Source organism: Shigella sonnei (assembly GCF_002950395.1).
Classification (GTDB): Bacteria; Pseudomonadota; Gammaproteobacteria; order Enterobacterales; family Enterobacteriaceae; genus ECMA0423.
Genome location: NZ_CP026802.1, coordinates 613297 through 636455 on the forward strand (window position 1 = coordinate 613297; position 23159 = coordinate 636455).

The window sequence follows — 23159 nt, forward strand, 5'->3', positions numbered from 1 at the left end:
TCGTTAACAAAACGGCTGTAACCGTTTCCATTGCTGTGACTCGATTCACGAAGTCCTGTATTCAGTGCTGACAAAATAGCCGCCAGCAAGCAGTCATTTACTGCAATCTCATAACAGGTAGTGAATATGATCACCATTCGTGATGTAGCGCGTTAGGCTGGCGTCTCTGTGGCAACGGTTTCCCGGGTGCTCAATAACAGCACGCTGGTCAGTGCCGACACGCGTGAAGCAGTAATGAAAGCCGTGAGTGAGCTGGATTATCGGCCAAACGCCAATGCCCAGGCGCTGGCAACTCAGGTTAGCGACACCATTGGCGTGGTGGTGATGGACGTTTCTGATGCGTTTTTCGGCGCGCTGGTAAAAGCGGTGGATCTAGTCGCTCAGCAGCATCAGAAATACGTGCTAATCGGCAATAGCTATCATGAAGCGGAAAAAGAGCGTCACGCCATTGAGGTGTTAATTCGCCAGCGTTGTAATGCGTTGATTGTTCACTCAAAAGCATTGAGTGACGATGAACTGGCGCAATTTATGGATAACATTCCCGGTATGGTGTTAATCAACCGCGTTGTGCCGGGGTACGCCCATCGTTGCGTTTGCCTGGATAATCTCAGCGGTGCCCGAATGGCGACGCGCATGTTGCTGAATAACGGTCATCAACGTATTGGTTATCTTTCTTCCAGTCACGGCATTGAAGATGACGCCATGCGTAAAGCAGGCTGGATGAGTGCGTTGAAAGAGCAGGATATTATTCCGCCGGAAAGCTGGATTGGCACTGGTACGCCGGACATGCCGGGCGGTGAGGCGGCGATGGTTGAACTGCTGGGGCGCAATCTACAACTTACCGCTATATTTGCTTATAACGACAATATGGCCGCTGGCGCACTGACAGCATTAAAAGATAATGGCATTGCGATTCCGTTACATCTCTCAATCATCGGTTTCGATGATATTCCCATCGCCCGTTACACCGACCCGCAATTAACGACCGTGCGTTATCCCATTGCTTCAATGGCTAAATTAGCCACCGAACTGGCCTTGCAGGGGGCAGCAGGCAATATTGATCCTCGTGCCAGCCACTGTTTTATGCCGACGTTAGTGCGTCGCCATTCTGTCGCAACGCGCCAGAATGCGGCGGCGATCACTAACTCAACAAATCAGGCGATGTAACCGCTTTCAATCTGTGAGTGATTTCACAGTATCTTAACAATGTGATAGCTATGATTGCACCGTTTTAACGTTGTAACCCGTATGTAACAGTGAATAATCACTTTCACCGAGGTAATAGCGTCATAACAACAATTAAAGCCGTTTTCTGGAGCGTTACCGGGCATGGAAGAACGAATTTAAAAAAGTGAGCTTCGGCGTTCAGTAACACTTCATTAACTCTACTGCCCCGCCGAGCATTTATCTCAAGCACTACCCTGCATAAGAAAAACCGGAGATACCATGAATAAGAAGGTGTTAACCCTGTCTGCTGTGATGGCCAGCATGTTATTCGGTGCCGCTGCACACGCTGCTGATACTCGCATTGGTGTAACAATCTATAAGTACGACGATAACTTTATGTCTGTAGTGCGCAAGGCTATTGAGCAAGATGCGAAAGCCGCGCCAGATGTTCAGCTGCTGATGAATGATTCTCAGAATGACCAGTCCAAGCAGAACGATCAGATCGACGTATTGCTGGCGAAAGGGGTGAAGGCACTGGCAATCAACCTGGTTGACCCGGCAGCTGCGGGTACGGTGATTGAGAAAGCGCGTGGGCAAAACGTGCCGGTGGTTTTCTTCAACAAAGAACCGTCTCGTAAGGCGCTGGATAGCTACGACAAAGCCTACTACGTTGGCACTGACTCCAAAGAGTCCGGCATTATTCAGGGCGATTTGATTGCTAAACACTGGGCGGCGAATCAGGGTTGGGATCTGAACAAAGACGGTCAGATTCAGTTCGTACTGCTGAAAGGTGAACCGGGCCATCCGGATGCAGAAGCACGTACCACTTACGTGATTAAAGAATTGAACGATAAAGGCATCAAAACTGAACAGTTACAGTTAGATACCGCAATGTGGGACACCGCTCAGGCGAAAGATAAGATGGACGCCTGGCTGTCTGGCCCGAACGCCAACAAAATCGAAGTGGTTATCGCCAACAACGATGCGATGGCAATGGGCGCGGTAGAAGCACTGAAAGCACACAACAAGTCCAGCATTCCGGTGTTTGGCGTCGATGCGCTGCCAGAAGCGCTGGCGCTGGTGAAATCCGGTGCACTGGCGGGCACAGTACTGAACGATGCTAACAACCAGGCGAAAGCGACCTTTGATCTGGCGAAAAACCTGGCCGATGGCAAAGGTGCGGCTGATGGCACCAACTGGAAAATCGACAACAAAGTGGTCCGCGTACCTTATGTTGGCGTAGATAAAGACAACCTGGCTGAATTCAGCAAGAAATAAGACTGATTGGGCGCAGTCGTTTACTGCGCCCTTATTGTATGGCCAACAAGGTAAAATTATATGGTCAGCTCAACGACTCCGTCTTCCGGGGAATACTTGTTGGAAATGAGCGGTATCAACAAGTCCTTTCCTGGTGTTAAGGCACTTGATAACGTTAATTTAAAATTCCGGCCACATTCTATCCATGCATTAATGGGGGAAAACGGTGCAGGAAAATCGACATTATTAAAATGCCTGTTTGGTATTTATCAAAAAGACTCCGGCACCATTTTATTCCAGGGTAAAGAGATCGATTTCCATTCCGCCAAAGAGGCACTGGAAAATGGTATTTCGATGGTACACCAGGAGTTAAACCTGGTATTACAACGTTCGGTGATGGATAACATGTGGCTGGGGCGATATCCCACCAAAGGCATGTTTGTCGATCAGGACAAAATGTACCGCGAAACCAAAGCGATTTTTGATGAACTGGATATTGATATCGATCCGCGTGCGCGCGTCGGCACATTATCCGTTTCGCAAATGCAGATGATCGAAATCGCCAAAGCGTTTTCCTATAACGCGAAAATTGTGATTATGGATGAACCGACTTCTTCGTTAACCGAAAAAGAGGTCAATCATCTGTTCACTATTATTCGTAAATTAAAAGAGCGCGGCTGCGGTATTGTTTATATCTCGCATAAAATGGAAGAAATCTTCCAGTTATGTGATGAAGTTACCGTATTGCGCGACGGTCAGTGGATCGCCACCGAACCGCTGGCAGGACTGACGATGGACAAGATCATCGCCATGATGGTTGGGCGTTCTCTTAATCAGCGTTTTCCTGACAAAGAAAACAAGCCGGGCGAAGTCATCCTCGAGGTGCGTAACCTAACGTCACTGCGCCAGCCGTCGATTCGCGATGTCTCGTTTGATCTGCATAAAGGGGAGATCCTCGGTATTGCCGGGCTGGTGGGGGCGAAACGTACCGATATTGTTGAGACGTTATTTGGTATTCGCGAGAAATCGGCTGGCACCATTACGTTGCACGGCAAACAGATCAATAACCATAATGCCAACGAAGCCATAAACCACGGATTTGCACTGGTAACTGAGGAGCGCCGCTCAACGGGAATTTATGCCTATCTGGATATTGGTTTTAACTCGTTAATTTCCAATATTCGCAACTACAAAAATAAAGTTGGTTTACTGGATAACTCGCGGATGAAAAGCGATACCCAGTGGGTGATTGATTCGATGCGGGTAAAAACGCCGGGTCATCGGACGCAAATTGGTTCGCTCTCCGGTGGTAATCAGCAAAAGGTGATTATTGGTCGCTGGCTACTAACGCAACCAGAAATATTAATGCTCGATGAACCGACGCGCGGTATTGATGTCGGGGCGAAGTTTGAAATTTATCAGTTAATTGCCGAACTGGCGAAGAAAGGCAAGGGGATTATTATTATCTCCTCTGAAATGCCTGAGTTGTTAGGGATAACAGACCGTATTCTGGTCATGAGCAATGGTCTCGTTTCCGGAATTGTCGATACAAAAACAACAACGCAAAACGAAATTCTGCGTCTTGCGTCTTTGCACCTTTAAGATTAGGGGCTTCCCATGAGTGCGTTAAATAAGAAAAGTTTTCTTACTTACCTGAAAGAGGGCGGTATTTACGTCGTTCTTTTAGTTTTGCTGGCGATTATTATTTTCCAGGACCCAACATTTTTAAGTCTGTTGAACTTAAGTAATATTCTCACCCAGTCATCGGTGCGTATTATTATCGCGCTCGGTGTGGCAGGGTTAATTGTCACCCAGGGGACCGATCTTTCTGCTGGTCGTCAGGTAGGGCTGGCGGCAGTGGTGGCTGCGACATTATTGCAGTCCATGGATAACGCCAACAAAGTGTTCCCGGAAATGGCGACGATGCCGATTGCGCTGGTTATTCTGATTGTCTGTGCCATTGGTGCGGTGATCGGTTTGATCAACGGTCTGATTATCGCTTATCTCAACGTGACGCCGTTCATTACCACGCTCGGCACGATGATCATCGTCTATGGCATCAACTCGCTCTATTACGACTTTGTCGGGGCGTCGCCAATTTCTGGTTTTGACAGTGGCTTCTCTACCTTTGCTCAGGGCTTTGTCGCGCTGGGGAGTTTCCGTCTCTCTTACATCACCTTCTACGCGTTGATTGCGGTGGCGTTCGTCTGGGTGTTGTGGAACAAAACCCGCTTCGGTAAGAACATTTTTGCCATTGGCGGTAACCCGGAAGCGGCAAAAGTATCTGGTGTCAACGTCGGCCTGAACCTGCTGATGATCTACGCGTTGTCTGGCGTGTTCTATGCCTTTGGCGGGATGTTAGAAGCCGGACGTATCGGCTCTGCCACCAACAACCTCGGCTTTATGTATGAGCTGGATGCTATCGCGGCGTGCGTGGTAGGCGGTGTATCGTTCAGCGGCGGTGTGGGGACGGTGATTGGCGTGGTGACCGGGGTGATTATTTTTACCGTCATCAACTATGGCCTGACGTATATCGGCGTAAACCCATACTGGCAGTACATCATCAAAGGGGCGATTATTATCTTCGCCGTAGCGCTGGATTCACTGAAATACGCGCGTAAGAAATGATGTGAATGTGGTCCGCATTCGGTCATAAACGCACATAACATCATGATCTGTGTGGTTTTGTAGGCCGGATAAGGCGTTCACGCCGCATCCGGCAACAGGAACCAAATGCCGGATGTGACGCGGGTTCTACAACGTTACCGGGTGTTCTTTCTCGCCTTTCTTAAACTTCACTTCCCCGAGCTCAATACAACCCACCGGGCAGACGTGACCACAAAGCAGACAACCCACACATTTCTCGGTATTACAATGCGGTGTGCGGGTTTTCTCGCTCCATTCCATCGCCTGGTGACCGCCGTCGTAACAGGAAATATAACAGCGTCCACAGCCAACACATTTGTCAAGATTGATACGGGGATAGACAATATAACTGCGGTCTAAATCTTCCGCCGGGACAATATTGTTATTCGCCAGACCTACCATCTCCTGCAACGAATCAAATCCCTGATCGGCGAGATAATGCGATAACCCGCTCGCCATATCTTCTACGATGCGATAGCCGTACTGCATAATGCCGGTGGTGACCTGTAACGTTGCTGCGCCGAGCAATAAAAACTCCGCCGCATCCTCCCAGGTTTCAATGCCGCCGATACCGCTGATTGGGAAATCGCGCAGTTCTGGATGGGTGCGCATTTGCTGAATGAAGCGCAGGGCGATCGGTTTTACCGCTTTACCGGAATATCCGGAAATACTTGATTTTCCGTTAACGATCGGCATACCGATTTTCTGATTAAGATCGATATTGGTGATGGATTTAACGGTGTTAATCGCCGCAATGCCATCTGCGCCGCCGCGCTTCGCCGCCAGCGCCACTTCGCACATATCACCGATATTCGGCGTCATCTTCGCCAGCATTGGCAGCGTGGAACCCCGTTTCACTGCCCGACAATATTTTTCTACCAGCTCCGGGCTTTGCCCGACATCGCTACCCATCGCATGAGAAGTCATTTGCGGACAGGAGAAGTTACACTCGATCATATCCGCGCCAGCTTCTTGCACCAGGCGCGCCAGCTCCTCCCATTGCTGCTCATTTTCCCCCATGATCGAAGCGATCAATACTTTGTCCGGGTAATCTTCTTTCAGCCGACGCAGGGCGGCCAGATTCTCCTCCAGCGGATGCTCGGCAATCTGCTCCATATTTTTGAAGCCGATAAAACCGGTATCTTCTTTCACCAGATGATCAAAACGCGGCGAGACTTCGTTGGCGATAAAAAAGCCGATCGTTTTAAACACCACACCGCCCCAACCTGTGTCGTAGGCTTTGGCACACATCTCATAGCAGTTGCCTACCGGCGAAGAAGAGAGGCAGAACGGGTTGGGAAACTTCACGCCGCAAAAAGTAATCGAAAGATCTTTCGTTAACATGAGCAAGCTCCCTCTAAATAGTGATGAATCGCCTCGGCGGCTTCTTTCCCGGTTTTCACGGCATAGACCACGGTTTTGTCTCCCTCAACAATATCGCCAGCAGCAAAGACTTGCGGGTCGCGGGTCTGGTAATTTTGTGTTTTGATGGTGTTACGCTGCGGCTCTAACTCCGCAAAGGCATCTAGTCTGGCATGCTGACCGACGGCGAGAATAATTTTATCTGCCGCCATCGTCAGTTCGCCCGATAACCGTACATGCTTAAACGTGACTTTATTGCCTTCCACGGCTACTGGCGTGAATCCATCGATGATCGAAACGCCCAGCTCCCGGGCGCTGGTAAACTCTTTTTCGCTTGCCGGAAACTCATCTAACTCTTCACGCGCTACGCAAGTTACCGCCTGACAGCCGAGAACTTTCAGCGTGCTGGCTACGTCCATCGCGACATCACCGCCGCCGATAATTAATGCGCTTTGTGGAATGCTGATATCGCCTTGCGCCTGTCGTGCACGTTGCAAGAAGTCGACGGCAATCTCAACGTCACTATGCTCAAACAGCGGTAGCCCGGAACCGCTTGATAACCCCACGGTGACCAGTACCGCGCGGTTTTCTGCTTTCAGCTGCTCAAGGGTGAGTGTGTTACCGACTTCGTTGTTGCACTTAATGGTCACGCCCATTTTTTCAATACGGGCGATCTCTGCATCCAGTACTGATTGCGGTAACCGGAATTGCGGAATGCCGTTACGCAATCAGCCACCGGGTTGTGCTTCTTTCTCATAGATCGTGACGTCATAACCCTGGTTTGTCAGTGTCACACTGGCCTGCAATCCGGCAGGACCTGCGCCAATAATCGCGACTTTGCCGAGCGTTTTAGTACCGGGCTGATAAATTTCCATCCCGGTTTGTTGTTCAAAATCAGTAACAAAACGCTGTAAGCGGCCGATATCAATGGGAGCATCAACACCGGCACGGGTACAACCGCTTTGGCATAATTTCTCCGTCGGGCACACTCTGGCACAAACGGCACCGAGGGCATTATTTTCGCGAATTGTCTCGGCAGCGCCTTTAAAATTACGAAAGTAGATTGAGCGAATAAATTTCCCCGGATCGGTCTGTGCCGGGCAAGCCTGACTACAGGGAGCGTCATGACATAATAAACAGCGAGAGGCTTCTTTAATCGCCAGTAAAGGCGTAAAAGCCGGAGTGAGTTCATCCAGATAATTTTGTTGCGGCATGTGATCTTCCTTAATGCTATGAGTAATTAAGGCGAACGCTAAATAAATATTGCGTGCTGATATTAAGGCTAAGCGTGTGGGGAAATTTAAACTGTGAAAGGATTCACAAATAGCTGCGGTTCAGAATGTTATATCCGCAGCTTATTGAGTGAAGTAATAATTATTCTCAATAATTAACAGAAAAGAGAAAATATTAACGATAGAAAATAAGATAAACAATCATGCCGATAGATAAAATTCCGAAGCCGATATATGCCACCATATAAGCGAAAAAGAGTCCGGGATTTTTTGCTCGCCAGACATACACCGGTTCCGGTGCATTTTTAACCCGTTTATCAATCGCGCCTGCGCGCCAGCCTTTCCATGCTTCGCGGAAACAAAATATCGGGATAAGGAAAAAAACGGCAACGACAAAAAACTGCTGTACATCCATAACTACTTTCCTTGTTTCTTTTGTAATTCAAGTAACTGTTCGGGTGTGACGGCGGGATACCCCTGCGCATCTTCCGGCACCTGGTGCATAGCCGGAATAGGGACCAGCGGCCCTAAAAAACGCGGTTCACGTCTAAAAATATAAAGGTCAGCCAGCGCACCGAAACGGGCGGCAAATTCGCGAATACGTACTGACAGCATATCTTTCGGTGACGGTACGGCATAACACTGAGCCTGAATCCCCATATGCAGCGCAATAAATAATGCCCGCTCACAGTGGAAACGTTGGGTGATAATAATGAAATCATTAGTATCGAACACTTTGCGTGTACGCACGATGGAATCCAGCGTACGAAAGCCTGCGTAATCGAGAACAATATCTGATGGGTCGACACCAGCAGCGATTAAATCTTTGCGCATGGTCATCGGCTCATTATAACTTTGCAATGCGTTATCGCCGCTCAGTAATAGATAATTTACCTTACCGCTGTTATAGGCATTAATCGCTCCTTGAATGCGGTAGCGATAATACTGATTAATTACGCCAGTACGATAATATTTTGCTGTGCCGAGCACCACGCCGACCTGGCGGTAGGGGAGATCCTGCAATTCGTCGTAGATATAAGGCGCGGTTTTCCAGCTCATCCAGCGATCGAGGCCGAGCACAGTCAACAGCAGCAAGCCGATCAGGACTAACAGGCTGAGGAACACGCGCTTTAACATGCAGGAGACTCGATCTAAGGAAAATTTCCATCAGGCTACTTTACCCGCTGGTTTTGCGCAAGAAACGGCAAACTGTTTGCCGGGAATTTCGACACCAGGAGAGGGCTGGCAAGCCGGACAAGGCGTTCACGCCGCATCCGGCACCAGGCTTAAGCGAGAAGCACGCGGTCGATACTGTGACAGCCGAGAGCTTTCAGCGTTGCGGAGGTGGCATCCCACTGAATCAACGGCGCATCGGCTTTTTCTGCCAGAACCGCGCGCTGGATATCCGGGTAATCATAACCCTTGAGATTCAACAGAATTAACGCCCCCTGCAACGGTGGCAGAGTCGGGTTGAATGCGGCGTTTTCAGCGTAGCTGCCGCTGAAAATACGACCGTCTTTACATTCCAGCGCGACACCGCTTGGCGACTTACTGTAAGGCATGTGCGAACGGTTTGCCGCCGCAATCGCTGCCTGAGAAAGCGCATCACCCGTCAGCGCATAGCCGTGATCCTGTTCGTCCATCAGCAGCGTTTTAATCTCCAGATCTTTCGGCCCAAAGGCATCCGGCAGATAGTCACGCAGCGCGTGTGCCTCGCGGCCCGGCAGATGAATACGCAGATCCAGACCGCTGTTCAGTTCATTCATAAACTGACGGCAGTGACCACAAGGCGTATAGTTAACGGTGATGGCTGCAAGCGCTTTTTCACCACTCAACCAGGCGTGGCTGATCGCGCTTTGTTCGGCATGAACGGTTTGCTGCATTGTTGCACCAATAAATTCCATATTGGCACCGAAATACCAGGTTCCGCTCACACCGCGCGCAATTGCGCCAACATTAAAATTCGACAATGGCGTACGCGCACAGGCCGCCGCCAGTGGAAGTAGTGCGAATGCCAGCGCGTCTTCGTCCAGCCCCGTTGCGCTCTTCAGCGATGAGACTTGCTCCCCGGTCAACAAAGCGGGGAAGTACTTGTCTGCCAGAATAGGTTCCAGTGCAGATTGCAAGTTATCCGCAAGTTGGGCAAAAGCGGTTTGAAAACGTGGATGCATGGCGTTGCCTCATAATCATGTAATGGGATAACAGTTTACGAACCCGTTATGGCTTTATATGTGATCTGAATCTCATTAATTATGCAACGCGTGAAACTTACATCAAAAATGCGCGACGCATCGCAAATTTTAGCCCATTACTGCCAGAATAATCGGGAAAAGGAACGGTGCGATCAGCGAAGTAATTATCCCGCATAACACCAGCGCCAGCGAACTAAATGCACCTTCCTGATAATCCAGCTCGGCGCAGCGCGCCGTACCGAGGGCGTGCGAGGCTGTCCCCATTGCCAGACCGCGCGCAGCTTTGGTACGAATACGCATCGCATTAAGCAATGTATGGCCAAATACCGCGCCGAGGATGCCGACGAAAATCACGCAAACTGCGCTGATTGCCGGAATACCGCCAATACTGCCGCCAACCGCCATTGCAATAGGCGTGGTGACTGATTTCGGCAGGATTGACGCGGCGATTTCCGGTGAAGCGCCCATCAACAATGCCACGGAAGTCCCCGTCACCATCGCAACCACGCTGCCGATAAAACAGATGGTGATGATCGATTTCCAGCGCGCGCGGATCTGGTGTAGCTGCTCATATAAAGGATAGGCCAGCGCGACGACCGCCGGTTGCAGCAGATCGTTTAGCACTTCGCTACCTTTAAAGTAGCTGTCGTAAGAGATGCCGGTCAGCATTAAAAAAGGAATGATCACCACCATTGCTACCAGCAACGGGTTAAGCAGGGGAAACTTATACCGTGCCGCCAGTTTGCGGGCGGCAAAAAAGACAATCAACGTCAGCGGTAATGACCACCAGATATTCGCCATCATTCTTCTGATCCTTTCTGACCTACGACTTTACGTTCACCGTGTACCAGTTGTGAACTCCAGCTCACCACCAGAAAAACCACCAGCGTACTGACTGCACAGGAAACCACTACCGGGCCAAACTGTGCGCGGAGCAAATCAAAATATTGCATGACGCCTACGCCAATCGGCACAAACAATAGCGCCATATAGCGAATCAGTACGTAGCACCCCGGATTGACCCATTTTGCCGGAAGAATTTGCAAGGCCAGCAGGACAAACAGGATCAGCATCCCGATGATGCTGCCCGGAATGGTTACCGGTAGCAGGGAAGCAATGAAAATGCCTGCATACAGGCAGGCATAAATCAGGACGAAAGCGCGTAAATATTGCCAGATAATGTTCAGTGTCTTACTCATAATCAACACCCCAGATGAGATGGATTCATCATACAATTAATTCGTAAAACGTGCTACCGATCACATTAAGAAATCAGCGCTTATTTTTTCGCTCCCCGGCATTACGCAATGCGCAACGAACTCAGGCATACATCAAGCATAGAGAGGGATTACAGTTTGCAGCAATCCCTCTTTGCAGACCTTTAATCCGTTGACCATAGGCGCTAACATAGCGCCTCATTTTTTTCCGGGTGAAGATATGCGTGTGTTACTGGCTCCGATGGAGGGTGTGCTTGACTCTCTGGTGCGAGAATTGCTGACCGAAGTTAACGACTACGATCTGTGCATCACCGAGTTTGTCCGCGTGGTGGATCAACTGCTGCCGGTAAAAGTCTTTCATCGCATTTGCCCTGAGCTACAAAACGCCAGCCGGACACCATCCGGTACGCTGGTGCGCGTTCAGTTGTTAGGTCAGTTCCCACAATGGCTGGCAGAGAACGCCGCCCGTGCGGTGGAATTAGGTTCCTGGGGCGTGGATCTCAATTGCGGCTGCCCGTCGAAAGCGGTTAACGGCAGCGGCGGCGGGGCGACGTTACTCAAAGATCCTGAACTCATCTACCAGGGTGCAAAAGCGATGCGTGAAGCTGTACCGGCGCATTTGCCCGTCAGCGTGAAAGTGCGTCTGGGCTGGGACAGCGGTGAGAAGAAATTTGAAATCGCCGATGCGGTTCAACAGGCTGGTGCTACGGAGCTGGTGGTGCATGGACGGACAAAAGAGCAGGGTTACCGCGCGGAGCATATTGACTGGCAGGCGATTGGCGAGATTCGCCAGCGGCTGAATATTCCGGTGATTGCCAACGGCGAAATCTGGGACTGGCAGAGCGCGCAACAATGCATTGCGATCAGCGGCTGCGACGCAGTGATGATTGGTCGCGGGGCGCTCAATATTCCCAACCTGAGCCGGGTAGTAAAATATAACGAACCGCGAATGCCGTGGCCGGAGGTGGTTGCTTTGCTGCAAAAATATACCCGTCTGGAAAAGCAGGGCGATACCGGGTTATATCACGTTGCGCGGATTAAACAGTGGTTGAGTTATTTGCGTAAAGAATACGATGAAGCAACGGAATTATTTCAGCATGTTCGGGTGTTGAATAATTCCCCTGATATTGCAAGGGCTATTCAGGCAATTGATATCGAGAAACTCTAAAAAACCATAGTGATGTTTTTTGACAATGTGTTAGCTCTTTATCAATAGGCCGCACGGTTGTTTGGTGGCGTCAAAATTGCCGAGGCGTTCCCTGAAGGCCGGGGCAGCCCACATGGATGTGGGCTGAGGGCGCGTTTTACAGGGATGTTACCTCGCGCCCGACCCGGTAGCCGTAAGGGATAAGCCGAGGGCACCGCGCAGCGGCGATTTTGTTCGCCAGAGCCCGGGGGTGCAGGGGGCGGCGGCGATTGGCCGCCCCCTGCGCGCTCCTTGCGCCAGTGATTATATGAAGCAATGCACATGACAGGAGCGCAACAGGATGAGAGACTGAAATATTCTCGTTATTTTCGGACCTGATGACATTAATTAATTTTAAAATATCATCTTAAATACGCCAGTCACCACCAGTAGCCCAATCAGGAAAATAATCAATACAGCCCAGAGTATAATTTTCATTGGCGTTCCTTTATTTGTGAGTGCTGAATAAGTATAGGAAAAAACGAAGCCCTTTGCCGTTATCCATAAACGATTAAGATAAATCGGAAGATATCATTTACTTAGTCTATATTTTTCTGGGTATGTCGTTTTATTGCTACTGATGTATTGCCACGCGAAACTAAAAAATATATCGCAACACACGGTAATCTCCGCGCACCGTTTCTTACCTGATTATTCCCCCATGAATCGTGATTCCTTTTATCCAGCCATCGCCTGTTTTCCGCTGTTACTGATGCTGGCCGGGTGTGCGCCTATGCATGAAACCCGCCAGGCGTTAAGCCAGCAAACGCCCGCTGCACAAGTTGACACCGCATTACCCACGGCGCTGAAAAATGGTTGGCCAGACAGCCAATGGTGGCTGGAGTATCACGATAATCAGCTCACTTCATTAATTAACAATGCACTACAGAACGCACCGGATATGCAGGTGGCTGAACAGCGCATTCAGCTAGCTGAAGCCCAGGCGAAGGCAGTTGCCACTCAGGATGGTCCGCAGATCGACTTTTCGGCGGATATGGAGCGGCAAAAAATGTCGGCAGAAGGCTTAATGGGGCCGTTTGCTCTGAACGATCCGGCCGCAGGTACGACCGGCCCGTGGTACACCAACGGTACTTTTGGCTTAACGGCGGGCTGGCATCTCGATATCTGGGGAAAGAATCGGGCGGAGGTTACTGCCCGCCTGGGTACGGTTAAAGCACGGGCGGCGGAACGCGAGCAAACCCGCCAATTGCTGGCTGGCAGCGTAGCCCGCCTGTACTGGGAGTGGCAAACCCAGGCGGCGTTAAACACGGTCTTGCAGCAAATAGAAAAAGAGCAGAACACCATTATCGCGACTGATCGCCAGCTATATCAGAACGGGATTACTTCTTCAGTTGAAGGTGTGGAAACCGATATTAATGCCAGCAAAACCCGGCAGCAGCTCAACGATGTCGCGGGGAAAATGAAAATTATTGAGGCACGGTTAAGCGCACTTACAAATAACCAGACAAAGTCATTGAAGCTTAAACCGGTCGCGTTGCCGAAAGTGGCAAGCCAGCTTCCTGATGAACTGGGGTACTCCTTACTGGCCCGGCGGGCAGATTTGCAGGCGGCGCACTGGTACGTTGAGTCATCGCTAAGCACCATTGATGCGGCAAAAGCGGCATTTTATCCTGACATCAACCTGATGGCCTTCCTGCAACAGGATGCGTTGCACTTAAGCGATCTGTTCCGTCATTCCGCGCAGCAAATGGGCGTTACGGCAGGCCTGACGCTACCCATTTTCGATAGTGGTCGTCTTAACGCCAATCTCAATATCGCAAAAGCCGAAAGCAACTTGTCTATCGCCAGCTACAACAAAGCGGTGGTTGAAGCGGTGAATGACGTGGCGCGGGCAGCCAGTCAGGTTCAGACACTTGCGGAGAAAAACCAGCATCAGGCGCAAATTGAGCGCGATGCCTTGCGTGTGGTAGGTCTTGCGCAGGCGCGCTTTAACGCGGGCATCATTGCTGGTTCCCGCGTCAGCGAAGCCAGAATCCCCGCGCTGCGTGAGCGGGCCAATGGCCTGTTATTGCAAGGGCAGTGGCTGGATGCTTCTATTCAACTCACTGGTGCGTTGGGCGGGGGTTACAAACGCTGATGATATGCGCCTTCTATACTTAACGTTTATTCAGCGTTAAGTGGAGAACTTGATGGCACAGGTTGCGATTATTACCGCCTCCGATTCGGGGATCGGCAAAGAGTGCGCGTTATTACTGGCGCAGCAGGGGTTTGATATTGGCATTACCTGGCACTCAGATGAAGAAGGGGCAAAAGATACCGCGCGTGAGGTAGTTAGCCACGGCGTACGTGCGGAGATCGTGCAGCTGGAGCTCGGTAAACTGCCAGAAGGTGCGCAGGCGCTGGAGAAACTCATTCAACGGCTGGGGCGTATTGATGTGCTGGTGAATAATGCGGGCGCAATGACCAAAGCGCCGTTTCTTGATATGGCTTTCGATGAGTGGCGCAAGATTTTTACCGTTGATGTCGATGGTGCATTTTTATGCTCACAAATTGCGGCCCGCCAGATGGTGAAACAAGGGCAGGGCGGTCGTATCATCAACATTACGTCGGTACATGAACATACGCCGCTGCCGGATGCCAGCGCTTACACAGCCGCTAAACATGCGCTCGGCGGGTTAACCAAAACGATGGCGCTGGAGCTGGTCAGGCATAAGATTTTGGTGAACGCAGTCGCGCCTGGGGCGATCGCCACGCCAATGAATGGCATGGATGACAGCGACGTGAAGCCCGACGCGGAGCCTTCGATTCCTCTGCGGCGTTTTGGCGCAACGCATGAGATTGCCAGCCTGGTAGCGTGGCTGTGCTCAGAGGGCGCAAATTACACCACCGGGCAGTCGTTGATAGTGGATGGCGGCTTTATGTTGGCGAATCCGCAGTTCAACCCAGAATAGCGCAGTGAGGTGCGTGGTTATTTCAATGGGTAAAATTTTGGTAGGCATGATAAGACGCACAAGCGTCGCATCAGGCATGGTGCACCGGATGTCGGATGCGGCGCGAACGCCTTACCCAGGGCAATGGTTTTACGCCTGATGATCCGGCTTTTTCTTCCCGCGCCGTTTCAGCCACCAGCGCACGCCCACCACCAGAACCACGACCAGAATCAACCAGACCCAGTGCTTCAAATGCTGGTCGAGATTGTGCAACCACGGCGCAATCACCTGACCACCAGCGTAACCAATAGTGGTAAAAATCAACGCCCAGGCAAATGCGCCGAGAATATTCAGCGGCAGAAAGATTTTCGGCGGCAGCTGGCTGGCACCAATCAGCGTCGGGCCAATCACCCGAAAGCCATACATAAAGCGCGTACCAATGACAAACAGATACGGATGGCGTTGGATAAGTTTCTGCGCCCGCTCAATTTTATCCTGATGTTTCGAGAAACGGCGTAACAGCTTGCCGCCAAACCGCCGCCCGCACAGATAAAGCACCTGGTCGCCAATCATGCCGCCAAGCGCCACAGAAAGTACCACCAGCGGGAACTTTAATAGCCCCTGATGTGCCGCAACGCCTCCCAGCAAAGTCACGGTTTCACCTTCCGCCAGGCTACCGATCACCAGCGCGGCATAACCATATTGTGAGATGAGTGTATTGAGATCCATAGGCCAGTCTGTCTCCCTTTGGTTGCCTGTAAGCATACACCCTGGAAATCATTCACGCTGAAAAAGGACGTACATCAGACGGTGCAAATTACATGAGCGAACAAAAAATAATCACAAGCTGACTTATACTTGAACTGTCAGGTTCATGAACTCACAACAAGGGGGCGGTATGAGCCATGTCTGGGGACTGTTTTCCCATCCCGATCGTGAAATGCAGGTGATTAATCGCGAAAACGAAACGATTTCTCACCATTACACCCACCACGTTTTGCTGATGGCGGCGATTCCGGTGATTTGCGCCTTCATTGGCACTACACAGATTGGCTGGAATTTTGGCGATGGCACTATCCTGAAGTTATCCTGGTTTACCGGACTGGCGCTGGCTGTCCTGTTTTATGGCGTTATGCTGGCTGGGGTTGCGGTAATGGGGCGGGTCATCTGGTGGATGGCGCGTAATTATCCGCAGCGTCCGTCACTTGCGCACTGCATGGTCTTCGCGGGCTACGTTGCAACTCCGCTGTTTTTAAGCGGTCTGGTGGCGCTTTATCCACTGGTCTGGTTGTGTGCGCTGGTCGGCACGGTGGCGCTGTTTTACACCGGCTACCTGCTTTACCTTGGTATTCCGAGCTTCCTGAATATCAACAAAGAGGAAGGCCTTAGCTTCTCTAGTTCGACGCTGGCGATTGGCGTGCTGGTACTGGAAGTGCTGCTCGCCCTAACCGTTATACTATGGGGCTACGGTTATCGTTTGTTCTAGAAAGTTCTTTGACGTTGCATTGCTGGCGTAAATGTCAGCAATGCAGCATTTCCTCACGATTCTCCTTTGACGATCGCACTTTTTGCTCGTTATGATGGCGTCGCTAGCCTCAGTAAATCCTTACTCCGGCGGTGCGCAACCTGTGCGCGTGAACCACTATCTGAATGCTCATCATGCCGAAATTTCGAGTTTCTTTATTTAGCCTGGCCCTGATGCTGGCTGTGCCTTTGGCACCGCAGGCCGTTGCGAAAACGGCAGCCGCTACCACCGCTTCACAACCTGAAATTGCCTCCGGTAGCGCGATGATTGTTGATCTGAATACCAACAAAGTGATCTACTCGAACCACCCGGATCTGGTGCGTCCGATTGCGTCTATCAGCAAATTAATGACCGCGATGGTTGTGCTGGATGCACGACTGCCGCTGGATGAAAAACTAAAAGTGGATATCAGCCAGACGCCGGAGATGAAAGGGGTCTATTCGCGCGTACGACTGAATAGCGAAATCAGCCGTAAAGATATGCTGTTGCTGGCGCTGATGTCTTCAGAAAACCGCGCGGCGGCAAGCCTTGCACACCATTATCCCGGTGGTTACAAAGCCTTTATTAAGGCAATGAATGCGAAAGCGAAATCGCTCGGAATGAACAACACGCGCTTTGTTGAACCTACCGGATTGTCGGTGCATAACGTTTCAACTGCCCGTGACTTAACCAAACTGCTCATTGCCAGCAAACAATATCCGTTGATCGGGCAGTTAAGTACTACCCGGGAAGATATGGCAACCTTCTCTAACCCGACGTATACGCTGCCGTTCCGCAATACTAACCATCTGGTGTATCGCGATAACTGGAATATTCAGTTAACCAAAACCGGTTTTACCAATGCGGCGGGCCATTGTCTGGTGATGCGTACGGTTATCAATAATAAACCGGTGGCGCTGGTAGTGATGGATGCGTTTGGCAAATATACCCATTTTGCCGATGCCAGCCGCCTGCGTACCTGGATTGAAACCGGTAAAGTGATGCCTGTTCCAGCAGCAGCGTTGAGCTATAAAAAACAAAAAGCCGCCCAAATGGCGGCGGCGGGGCAGACGGCACAGAACGATTAAGTGAATGACGGATGGCGATACTATGCCATCCGTAATTTTTACTCCACTTCCTGCCAGTTTTTCCGCTTACTGGTTTTACCGATCCCCGGATTCATACTGTTGGTCGGATCGTTCTCGCGATAAAACTTCTGCAACGTCTCCGGTGCTTTATACAAATGACCGACGTTATGCTCGGCAGGGTATTGCGCGCCACGCTGCTGTAGCAGTTCCAGCATCTGTTCTTTCAACGCATGCACATCCACGCCTTTTTTCACTATGTAATCCTGATGGAAGACATAGCACATAAAATGGCCGTAATAGAGCTTGTGCACCAGCTGGCTGTCGATCTCCGGCGGTAAATGCTCATACCACTCGGTGTCGTTACGCCGCAGAGCGATATCCAACGCCAGAATGTCTTCGACTTCATCGGAATGCACCGCCTGATAACGAATTGCTGCGCCCGCAGCGGCGAAACGGTGTAAAAACGCTTTGCTGCCTTCCTCCGGCGTACAGACAAAGAAATCGCCTTCGGCCTGTTTGAAATAATCCACCAGCCACGATTTGGCTTCGCCCACGCCATCGCCCGCCATTTTTAACAGCAGATGATGCTCGTATTTATCGCGCCAGTTTTTCATGCGCGGCGGTAAATGGCTGGGGAACAGGTGACCGAATTTTTGCATCGCACGGTCAGTAAAATGCGGACGGAAGAATTTCACTTTCTCCAGCATCGCATCGGTGCGTCCCTTGAGATTAAAGAAGAACGGCATCTTGTCGGTGCCTAACTTATCAATCATCAGGAAGGTGTCTTTGCCGTATTTTTCCGCAATATCGTAGATATCCCGGTGTATATATTCCCCGGCAACCGGCAGATTTTCGAAGTTAGCCAGAATATGACGGCGGATTTCGGTCAGCACTTCCGGCTGGTTGGTGCCGATATAAAACACCTGCTGATTTTTTTCCGCTTCGAAGGTATCTAGACGTACAGCAAAGACCGCCAGCTTCCCGGCGCAACCAGAAGATTCAAATAACCGATCAGGATCGGCGTTATAACGTGCGGGCGTGTCGGCTTCAATATCACGAACGCGGTGGACATAGTCATAATCGTGGGCGTGACGACCATCGTGACGCACATCGTCATCTTTGATGCGATCATCATCCAGCTTGCTAAGGATCTGCTCCGGCGTTTCGCCCAGATCAATCCCCAGATGGTTCACCAGCGTCAGTTTGCCGTCTTCATTTATACGCGCGAATAACGACATTTCGGTATACGCCGGGCCACGTTGCACCAGCGAGCCGCCGGAGTTGTTACAAATACCGCCGATGACCGATGCGCCTATACACGATGATCCAATCACTGAGTGCGGTTCGCGTCCCAGCGGTTTGAGGGCTTTTTCCAGCGAATAGAGCGTGGTGCCCGGATAGGCCAGCACCTGTTCGCCCTTGCCAAGAACGTGCAGCTTGTCGAGACGCAGGGTGCTGATGATCACGATATCGCGATCATAGTCGTTACCGTTTGGCGTCGATCCTTCGGTCAGGCCTGTATTGGCAGCCTGCATCAGAATAATTTTGTCGGCGGTGACACAGGCTTTCAGCACCCGCCACAATTCCAGTAGTGAGCCAGGGAAAACGACAGCCAGCGCGTCGCCCTGACCAGAACGGAAGCCCTTGCGATAGCGGGCCGTTTTTGCGGGATCGGTGAGCAGGTGTGAATGACCGACCAGACGGGCAAGTTCATTCAAAAAGGCTTTATTATCAGTTGTTGTCATGGAAGACATTTTCCACTCCTTGTGGTGGCGAAAAAATATCACAAACTAGAATAGCGCCTTGTATGACAATTCAGCGAGTGAATATTTTGAAAATTCAGACAATAAACTGAGCATTCTTTTTCTCTCTCCATCATGCTTATGGCAAACTACGGTTTTTGCACCATTTTCGCTGCCTCGTCGGGCAACAGAGGAAGAAAAATCCATATGAAATGGCTATGTTCAGTAGGAATCGCGGTGAGTCTGGCCCTGCAGCCAGCACTGGCGGATGATTTATTCGGCAACCATCCATTAACGCCCGAAGCGCGGGATGCGTTCGTCACCGAACTGCTTAAGAAAATGACAGTTGATGAGAAAATTGGTCAGCTGCGCTTAATCAGCGTCGGTCCGGATAACCCGAAAGAGGCGATCCGCGAGATGATCAAAGACGGTCAGGTTGGGGCGATTTTCAACACCGTAACCCGTCAGGATATCCGCGCCATGCAGGATCAGGTGATGGAATTAAGCCGCCTGAAAATTCCTCTTTTCTTTGCTTACGACGTGCTGCACGGTCAGCGCACGGTGTTCCCGATTAGCCTCGGTCTGGCCTCGTCTTTTAACCTCGATGCAGTGAAAACGGTCGGACGTGTCTCTGCTTATGAAGCGGCAGATGATGGCCTGAATATGACCTGGGCACCGATGGTCGATGTCTCGCGCGATCCGCGCTGGGGACGTGCTTCCGAAGGTTTTGGCGAAGATACGTATCTCACCTCAACAATGGGTAAAACCATGGTGGAAGCGATGCAGGGTAAAAGCCCGGCAGATCGCTACTCGGTGATGACCAGCGTCAAACACTTTGCCGCATACGGCGCGGTAGAAGGCGGTAAAGAGTACAACACCGTCGATATGAGTCCGCAGCGCCTGTTTAATGATTATATGCCGCCGTACAAAGCGGGGCTGGACGCAGGCAGCGGCGCGGTGATGGTGGCGCTGAACTCGCTGAACGGCACGCCAGCCACCTCCGATTCCTGGCTGCTGAAAGATGTTCTGCGCGACCAGTGGGGCTTTAAAGGCATCACCGTTTCCGATCACGGTGCAATCAAAGAGCTGATTAAACATGGCACGGCGGCAGACCCGGAAGATGCGGTGCGCGTGGCGCTGAAATCCGGAATCAACATGAGTATGAGCGACGAGTATTACTCGAAGTATCTGCCTGGGTTGATCAAATCCGGCAAAGTGACGATGGAAGAGCTGGACGATGCTGCCCGCCATGTACTGAACGTTAAATATGATATGGGATTGTTTAACGACCCATACAGCCATTTGGGGCCGAAAGAGTCTGACCCGGTGGATACCAATGCCGAAAGCCGCCTGCACCGTAAAGAAGCGCGTGAAGTGGCGCGCGAAAGCCTGGTGTTGCTGAAAAACCGTCTCGAAACGTTACCGCTGAAAAAATCGGCCACCATTGCGGTGGTTGGGCCACTGGCGGACAGTAAACGTGACGTGATGGGCAGCTGGTCCGCAGCCGGTGTTGCCGATCAATCCGTGACCGTACTGACCGGGATTAAAAATGCCGTCGGTGAAAACGGTAAAGTGCTGTATGCCAAAGGGGCGAACGTTACCAGTGACAAAGGCATTATCGATTTCCTGAATCAGTATGAAGAAGCGGTCAAAGTCGATCCGCGCTCGCCGCAAGAGATGATTGATGAAGCGGTGCAGACGGCGAAACAATCTGATGTGGTGGTGGCTGTGGTCGGTGAAGCACAGGGGATGGCGCACGAGGCCTCCAGCCGTACCGATATCACTATTCCGCAAAGCCAACGTGACTTGATTGCGGCGCTGAAAGCCACCGGTAAACCGCTGGTGCTGGTGCTGATGAACGGGCGTCCGCTGGCGCTGGTGAAAGAAGATCAGCAGGCTGATGCGATTCTGGAAACCTGGTTTGCGGGGACTGAAGGCGGTAATGCAATTGCCGATGTATTGTTTGGCGATTACAACCCGTCCGGCAAGCTGCCAATGTCCTTCCCGCGTTCTGTCGGGCAGATCCCGGTGTACTACAGCCATCTGAATACCGGTCGTCCGTATAATGCCGACAAGCCGAACAAATACACTTCGCGTTATTTTGATGAAGCTAACGGGGCGCTTTATCCGTTCGGCTATGGTCTGAGCTATACCACTTTCACCGTCTCTGATGTGAAACTTTCTGCGCCGACCATGAAGCGTGACGGCAAAGTGACCGCCAGCGTGCAGGTGACGAACACCGGTAAACGCGAAGGGGCCACGGTAGTACAGATGTACTTGCAGGATGTGACGGCTTCCATGAGCCGTCCAGTGAAGCAGCTGAAAGGCTTTGAGAAAATCACCCTGAAACCGGGCGAAACTCAGACTGTCAGCTTCCCGATTGATATCGAGGCGCTGAAGTTCTGGAATCAACAGATGAAATATGACGCCGAACCTGGCAAGTTCAATGTCTTTATCGGCACTGATTCCGCACGCGTTAAGAAAGGCGAGTTTGAGTTGCTGTAATGCTTTAGTAAGGGCGCGACGTTTGCGCCCTTTGCCTGATGTTCATATCTTAACTTGCTGAATTTTCGACCTTTGTAGGCCGGATAAGGCGTTTACGCCGCATCCGGCAAGAAACGCCGGGCAAAATATGCCCTTTAAGTATTTATCTGATTCTGCAACTGAATCCTTCCGCTCAGGCTAACTCTGTCATTATCAACTATGCTTTTCTCTTAATTCGCTGAAAACAACAGTAAAAGAATGAGGAAAGCATCATGCCACTCTCAAAGGTCTGGGCAGGTTCACTGGTTATGTTGGCAGCCGTGAGCCTGCCGCTACAGGCGGCTTCCCCCGTTAAAGTCGGTTCAAAAATCGATACCGAAGGCGCGCTACTCGGCAACATCATCTTGCAGGTGCTGGAAAGCCACGGCGTACCGACGGTGAATAAAGTGCAACTCGGAACGACTCCTGTGGTGCGCGGGGCGATTACTTCCGGTGAACTGGATATCTATCCGGAATATACCGGTAATGGCGCTTTCTTCTTTAAAGATGAAAACGATGCGGCATGGAAAAACGCGCAGCAAGGTTACGAGAAAGTCAAAAAACTCGATGCAGAGCAAAACAAGTTAATCTGGCTGACGCCCGCACCAGCGAATAACACCTGGACCATCGCCGTGCGTCAGGATGTGGCAGAGAAAAACAAACTCACTTCGCTTGCCGACCTGAGTCGTTATCTGAAAGAGGGCGGCACCTTCAAACTGGCAGCCTCGGCAGAGTTTATCGAACGCGCCGATGCGTTACCCGCGTTTGAAAAAGCCTACGACTTTAAACTCGATCAGGATCAGTTACTGTCACTGGCTGGCGGCGACACGGCGGTAACGATTAAAGCCGCTGCCCAGCAAACTTCTGGCGTTAATGCCGCAATGGCTTACGGCACTGACGGTCCGGTCGCGGCGCTGGGGCTGCAAACCTTAAGCGATCCGAAAGGCGTGCAACCTATCTACGCGCCTGCACCAGTGGTGCGTGAGTCGGTGCTGAAAGAGTATCCGCAAATGGCACAGTGGCTACAGCCAGTCTTCGCCAGCCTCGATGCAAAAACATTGCAGCAACTGAATGCCAGCATTGCAGTGGAAGGACTGGATGCCAAAAAAGTGGCTGCCGACTACCTGAAACAAAAAGGGTGGACGAAGTAAT

At 51.1% G+C, this 23159-nt stretch carries 20 protein-coding genes and 1 pseudogene; 11 read left to right on the forward strand and 10 right to left on the reverse strand.

Annotated features, from left to right (window positions below; all coding sequences use genetic code 11):
- Window positions 1–168: 168 nt before the first annotated feature.
- The 4 genes from galS to mglC all read left to right on the forward strand — a co-directional run bounded on the left by galS (window position 169) and on the right by mglC (window position 5052).
- Window positions 169–1167, forward strand: coding sequence for an HTH-type transcriptional regulator GalS (gene galS, locus C1P89_RS03185; RefSeq protein WP_000246891.1), 999 nt, complete (start codon window positions 169–171; stop codon window positions 1165–1167).
- 279 nt (window positions 1168–1446) lie between these two features.
- Window positions 1447–2445 (forward strand): galactose/glucose ABC transporter substrate-binding protein MglB, encoded by a 999-nt coding sequence (gene mglB / locus C1P89_RS03190; protein WP_001036964.1) that lies wholly within the window; start codon window positions 1447–1449, stop codon window positions 2443–2445.
- Window positions 2446–2505: 60 nt separating this feature from the next.
- On the forward strand, window positions 2506–4026 hold the full coding sequence (mglA, locus tag C1P89_RS03195; RefSeq protein ID WP_000255017.1) for a galactose/methyl galactoside ABC transporter ATP-binding protein MglA: 1521 nt from the start codon (window positions 2506–2508) through the stop codon (window positions 4024–4026).
- Window positions 4027–4041: 15 nt separating this feature from the next.
- Window positions 4042–5052, forward strand: coding sequence for a galactose/methyl galactoside ABC transporter permease MglC (mglC, locus tag C1P89_RS03200; protein ID WP_001275118.1), 1011 nt, complete (start codon window positions 4042–4044; stop codon window positions 5050–5052).
- A 126-nt stretch (window positions 5053–5178) separates the two neighbouring features.
- Here the strand turns inward: mglC and preA are convergent, their stop codons facing one another.
- The 7 genes and pseudogenes from preA to C1P89_RS03235 form a co-directional block, all read right to left on the reverse strand.
- On the reverse strand, window positions 5179–6414 hold the full coding sequence (gene preA, locus C1P89_RS03205) for an NAD-dependent dihydropyrimidine dehydrogenase subunit PreA (RefSeq protein ID WP_000956071.1): 1236 nt from the start codon (window positions 6412–6414) through the stop codon (window positions 5179–5181).
- A pseudogene (preT, locus tag C1P89_RS03210) lies at window positions 6408–7646 on the reverse strand (NAD-dependent dihydropyrimidine dehydrogenase subunit PreT). Before preT ends, preA begins: the two are co-directional and overlap by 7 nt.
- Window positions 7647–7839: 193 nt before the next feature.
- Window positions 7840–8079, reverse strand: coding sequence for a DUF2542 family protein (locus C1P89_RS03215; RefSeq protein WP_000383096.1), 240 nt, complete (start codon window positions 8077–8079; stop codon window positions 7840–7842).
- Window positions 8080–8081: 2 nt separating this feature from the next.
- Complete coding sequence (sanA, locus tag C1P89_RS03220; RefSeq protein ID WP_000920066.1) at window positions 8082–8801, reverse strand: outer membrane permeability protein SanA; 720 nt, start codon at window positions 8799–8801, stop codon at window positions 8082–8084.
- 149 nt (window positions 8802–8950) lie between these two features.
- Entirely contained in the window at window positions 8951–9835 is an 885-nt protein-coding gene (cdd, locus tag C1P89_RS03225; RefSeq protein ID WP_000553555.1) for a cytidine deaminase, read from the reverse strand.
- Between the two features lie 129 nt (window positions 9836–9964).
- Complete coding sequence (locus C1P89_RS03230; protein WP_000968208.1) at window positions 9965–10660, reverse strand: CidB/LrgB family autolysis modulator; 696 nt, start codon at window positions 10658–10660, stop codon at window positions 9965–9967.
- The gene (locus tag C1P89_RS03235) at window positions 10657–11055 is read right to left on the reverse strand and encodes a CidA/LrgA family protein (RefSeq protein WP_001295452.1); all 399 of its coding nucleotides are present in this window, start codon (window positions 11053–11055) and stop codon (window positions 10657–10659) included. Before C1P89_RS03235 ends, C1P89_RS03230 begins: the two co-directional genes overlap by 4 nt.
- A gap of 238 nt (window positions 11056–11293) precedes the next feature.
- Between C1P89_RS03235 and dusC the strand changes: the two genes are divergently transcribed.
- A complete protein-coding gene (gene dusC / locus C1P89_RS03240; RefSeq protein ID WP_001264854.1) occupies window positions 11294–12241 on the forward strand; it encodes a tRNA dihydrouridine(16) synthase DusC in 948 nt (315 codons plus the stop codon).
- 372 nt (window positions 12242–12613) lie between these two features.
- Here dusC and yohP read toward each other — a convergent pair whose 3' ends face one another.
- Window positions 12614–12697 carry a small membrane protein YohP gene (gene yohP / locus C1P89_RS26385; protein WP_000691708.1) on the reverse strand — a complete coding sequence of 28 codons (84 nt, stop codon included), beginning with the start codon at window positions 12695–12697 and terminating at the stop codon, window positions 12614–12616.
- 223 nt (window positions 12698–12920) lie between these two features.
- Between yohP and mdtQ the strand changes: the two genes are divergently transcribed.
- Window positions 12921–14357, forward strand: a complete 1437-nt coding sequence (gene mdtQ, locus C1P89_RS03250) for a multidrug resistance outer membrane protein MdtQ (protein WP_001078141.1) — start codon at window positions 12921–12923, stop codon at window positions 14355–14357.
- A 52-nt stretch (window positions 14358–14409) separates the two neighbouring features.
- On the forward strand, window positions 14410–15171 hold the full coding sequence (locus tag C1P89_RS03255) for an SDR family oxidoreductase (RefSeq protein ID WP_000079551.1): 762 nt from the start codon (window positions 14410–14412) through the stop codon (window positions 15169–15171).
- Window positions 15172–15300: 129 nt separating this feature from the next.
- On the opposite strand, the gene C1P89_RS03260 is transcribed toward C1P89_RS03255, so the two are convergent.
- A complete protein-coding gene (locus C1P89_RS03260) occupies window positions 15301–15879 on the reverse strand; it encodes a DedA family protein (RefSeq protein ID WP_001296821.1) in 579 nt (192 codons plus the stop codon).
- 169 nt (window positions 15880–16048) lie between these two features.
- Between C1P89_RS03260 and C1P89_RS03265 the strand changes: the two genes are divergently transcribed.
- Entirely contained in the window at window positions 16049–16636 is a 588-nt protein-coding gene (locus tag C1P89_RS03265; protein WP_001295454.1) for a Yip1 family protein, read from the forward strand.
- Between the two features lie 173 nt (window positions 16637–16809).
- Window positions 16810–17742, forward strand: coding sequence for a D-alanyl-D-alanine endopeptidase (gene pbpG / locus C1P89_RS03270; RefSeq protein WP_001295432.1), 933 nt, complete (start codon window positions 16810–16812; stop codon window positions 17740–17742).
- Window positions 17743–17780: 38 nt separating this feature from the next.
- Here pbpG and dld read toward each other — a convergent pair whose 3' ends face one another.
- A complete protein-coding gene (gene dld / locus C1P89_RS03275; RefSeq protein ID WP_000097362.1) occupies window positions 17781–19496 on the reverse strand; it encodes a D-lactate dehydrogenase in 1716 nt (571 codons plus the stop codon).
- A 195-nt stretch (window positions 19497–19691) separates the two neighbouring features.
- On the opposite strand from dld, the gene bglX reads away from it, so the two are divergent.
- Window positions 19692–21989, forward strand: a complete 2298-nt coding sequence (gene bglX / locus C1P89_RS03280; RefSeq protein ID WP_000871512.1) for a beta-glucosidase BglX — start codon at window positions 19692–19694, stop codon at window positions 21987–21989.
- 251 nt (window positions 21990–22240) lie between these two features.
- Window positions 22241–23158, forward strand: coding sequence for a glycine betaine ABC transporter substrate-binding protein OsmF (gene osmF / locus C1P89_RS03285; protein WP_001131273.1), 918 nt, complete (start codon window positions 22241–22243; stop codon window positions 23156–23158).
- Window position 23159: the final 1 nt, after the last annotated feature.

What these genes read in the sequence shown, in the direction of transcription:
- dusC (WP_001264854.1), top strand. Translation starts at nt 11,294, where the DNA reads ATGCGTGTGTTACTGGCTCCGATGGAGGGTGTGCTTGACTCTCTGGTG.
- mglB (WP_001036964.1), top strand. Translation starts at nt 1,447, where the DNA reads ATGAATAAGAAGGTGTTAACCCTGTCTGCTGTGATGGCCAGCATGTTA.
- pbpG (WP_001295432.1), top strand. Translation starts at nt 16,810, where the DNA reads ATGCCGAAATTTCGAGTTTCTTTATTTAGCCTGGCCCTGATGCTGGCT.
- C1P89_RS03235 (WP_001295452.1), bottom strand. Translation starts at nt 11,055, where the DNA reads ATGAGTAAGACACTGAACATTATCTGGCAATATTTACGCGCTTTCGTC.
- bglX (WP_000871512.1), top strand. Translation starts at nt 19,692, where the DNA reads ATGAAATGGCTATGTTCAGTAGGAATCGCGGTGAGTCTGGCCCTGCAG.
- mglC (WP_001275118.1), top strand. Translation starts at nt 4,042, where the DNA reads ATGAGTGCGTTAAATAAGAAAAGTTTTCTTACTTACCTGAAAGAGGGC.
- osmF (WP_001131273.1), top strand. Translation starts at nt 22,241, where the DNA reads ATGCCACTCTCAAAGGTCTGGGCAGGTTCACTGGTTATGTTGGCAGCC.
- sanA (WP_000920066.1), bottom strand. Translation starts at nt 8,801, where the DNA reads ATGTTAAAGCGCGTGTTCCTCAGCCTGTTAGTCCTGATCGGCTTGCTG.
- mdtQ (WP_001078141.1), top strand. Translation starts at nt 12,921, where the DNA reads ATGAATCGTGATTCCTTTTATCCAGCCATCGCCTGTTTTCCGCTGTTA.
- dld (WP_000097362.1), bottom strand. Translation starts at nt 19,496, where the DNA reads ATGTCTTCCATGACAACAACTGATAATAAAGCCTTTTTGAATGAACTT.
- preA (WP_000956071.1), bottom strand. Translation starts at nt 6,414, where the DNA reads ATGTTAACGAAAGATCTTTCGATTACTTTTTGCGGCGTGAAGTTTCCC.
- C1P89_RS03255 (WP_000079551.1), top strand. Translation starts at nt 14,410, where the DNA reads ATGGCACAGGTTGCGATTATTACCGCCTCCGATTCGGGGATCGGCAAA.
- C1P89_RS03260 (WP_001296821.1), bottom strand. Translation starts at nt 15,879, where the DNA reads ATGGATCTCAATACACTCATCTCACAATATGGTTATGCCGCGCTGGTG.
- mglA (WP_000255017.1), top strand. Translation starts at nt 2,506, where the DNA reads ATGGTCAGCTCAACGACTCCGTCTTCCGGGGAATACTTGTTGGAAATG.
- C1P89_RS03230 (WP_000968208.1), bottom strand. Translation starts at nt 10,660, where the DNA reads ATGATGGCGAATATCTGGTGGTCATTACCGCTGACGTTGATTGTCTTT.
- C1P89_RS03215 (WP_000383096.1), bottom strand. Translation starts at nt 8,079, where the DNA reads ATGGATGTACAGCAGTTTTTTGTCGTTGCCGTTTTTTTCCTTATCCCG.
- C1P89_RS03265 (WP_001295454.1), top strand. Translation starts at nt 16,049, where the DNA reads ATGAGCCATGTCTGGGGACTGTTTTCCCATCCCGATCGTGAAATGCAG.
- yohP (WP_000691708.1), bottom strand. Translation starts at nt 12,697, where the DNA reads ATGAAAATTATACTCTGGGCTGTATTGATTATTTTCCTGATTGGGCTA.
- cdd (WP_000553555.1), bottom strand. Translation starts at nt 9,835, where the DNA reads ATGCATCCACGTTTTCAAACCGCTTTTGCCCAACTTGCGGATAACTTG.